Here is a 2,101-nt window from a genome sequence, read left to right as displayed (position 1 = left end):
CTGGGTGGTGTCCGCGAAGTCGCGCCTGGCACGCTCCCCCAAGCTCTCGATCCCGCTCGAGCAGGGGGTCCCCCCTCGCCGCACCGGACGAAGCCTGAGTACGTTCAGTACGAGGGGCTCCGCCCGGCACGCCGAGAGCACGCACCGGACGCCGCGGGGCCCGCCCTCCGGGCGGACGACGGGACTTCGCGGACACGACCTAGGCCAGCCCGGCCGCGACGGCCTTCTCCGTGGCGGCACGGACCGCCGCCTCCTGCCCGGGCAGCAGCGTTGTCCGGGGCGGACGGCAGGGCCCGCCGTGACGGCCGGCGATGTCCATGGACAGCTTGATGGCCTGGACGAACTCCACCCGTGAGTCCCAGCGCAGCAACGGATGCAGCTGCCGGTACAGGGGCAGCGCGGTGTCGAGGTCGCCGCCGACCGCCGCGCGGTACAGCTCCACCGAGGCCCGGGGCAGCGCGTTCGGGTATCCCGCGACCCAGCCCTTGGCGCCCGCGACGGCCAGCTCCAGCAGGACGTCGTCCGCGCCGATCAGCAGGTCCAGTTCCGGGGCGAGTTCGGCGATCCGGTAGGCCCGGCGGACATCGCCCGAGAACTCCTTCACCCCCTGGATGTGCCCTTCGCCGTGCAGCCGGGCGAGCAGCTCGGGCACGAGGTCGACCTTGGTGTCGATCGGGTTGTTGTACGCGACGACCGGCAGCCCCGACCGGGCGACCTCGGCGTAGTGGGCGAGGACGGAACGCTCGTCGACGCGGTAGGCGTTCGGCGGCAGCAGCATCACCGCACGGCAGCCGGCCTCGCCGGCCTGCTCCGCCCAGCGACGGGACTCGGCGGACCCGTACGCGGCGACACCGGGCATCACGCGCTCCCCGCCGATCGCGGCCACGGCCGTCTCGACGACCCGGGCCCGCTCCTCCGGCGTGAGCACCTGGTACTCGCCGAGGGAGCCGTTGGGCACGACGCCGTCGCAGCCGTTCTCGACCAGCCAGGCGCAGTGCTCGGCGTAGCGGTCGTAGTTCACCGCGAGGTCGTCGTTCAGCGGGAGCGCGGTGGCGACGAGGACGCCGCGCCAGGGGCGGTGTTCGGTCATGACGGTCCCTCCTGGGGGTGTTGCCGGGCGAGGACGCCGAGCGGCACGGGCCGGGCGAACGGGCGCTTGGCCGGGGTGGGTGCGTGGCCGGCGAGACCGGCGATCGCGGTGCCGCACATCCGGCCCTGGCACCAGCCCATCCCGGCCCGGGTGAGCAGCTTCACGGTGCGTTCGTCGCCCGCTCCGAGGTCCAGGGCCTCGCGTACGGACCCCGCGGTGACCTCCTCGCAGCGGCAGACCACGGTGCCGTCGGTGAGTTGCTCGGGCCAGTGGGCGGGCGGCGCGCAGGCGGAGTCGAGGGCGGCGGCGGATCGTCTGAGCTTCGTACGGGCCTTGAGGGCGGCGGGGGCCGGCTCGGGGGCGGTGCCGCGCAGGCGGGCGGCGGCGGAGCGGCCGGCGATGTGCCCCTCGGCGAGGGCGAGGGCGGAGCCGCCGATGCCGGTGGCCTCGCCGGCCGCCCACACGCCGGGCACGGTCGTGCTCTGCTCGGTGTCGACGGCCACGTTGAACCCGTCGAGCCGGCAGCCGAGGCTCTCGGCGAGGTCGGTGTGCGGGAGCATGCCGTGGCCGACGGCGAGGGTGTCACAGGGCAGGTGCCGTGCGGTGCCGGGCCGCACGCGCCCGTCGGTGTCGAGCGCGGCGACGGTGACGCCGGTCAGCCGGTCGTCGCCGTGGGCGCGGACGACGGTGTGCCCGGTGAGGACCGGGACGCGATGGCGCAGCAGCCCGGCGGCGTATCCGGCGCCCTCCGGGAGCTTGTCCGCCAGGGCGGGGGTGTGCCGGGCGAGGCGCTTGGGGTGGGTTGACTCGACGAGTGCGGCGACCTCGACGCCGGCCGCCGCGAGCCCCGTCGCCACGGGCAGCAGGAGCGGCCCGGTCCCGGCCACCACGGCACGGCGCCCCGGCACCACGAGCCCGCCCTTGAGCACGGCCTGGGCTCCCCCGGCCGTCACCACGCCCGGGAGGGTCCAGCCGGGGAAGGGCAGCACCTGCTCGTAGCCGCCGGTGGCC

At 75.8% G+C, this 2,101-nt stretch carries 2 protein-coding genes; both read right to left on the bottom strand.

Annotated features, from left to right (window positions below):
- Positions 1–199: 199 nt before the first annotated feature.
- A complete protein-coding gene (locus ABZ281_RS47090) occupies positions 200–1,090 on the bottom strand; it encodes a dihydrodipicolinate synthase family protein (RefSeq protein ID WP_356664734.1) in 891 nt (296 codons plus the stop codon).
- Positions 1,087–2,101, bottom strand: a 1,015-nt coding sequence (locus tag ABZ281_RS47085) for an NAD(P)/FAD-dependent oxidoreductase (protein WP_356664732.1), incomplete at its 5' end; no start/stop codon positions are given. The genes ABZ281_RS47090 and ABZ281_RS47085, both read right to left, overlap by 4 nt.

Source organism: Streptomyces sp. NPDC006265 (genome assembly GCF_040613555.1).
Taxonomy (GTDB): domain Bacteria; phylum Actinomycetota; class Actinomycetes; order Streptomycetales; family Streptomycetaceae; genus Streptomyces.
The sequence above is the reverse complement of the archived record's forward strand: the minus strand, read 5'-3'. Positions and strand labels throughout refer to the sequence as shown.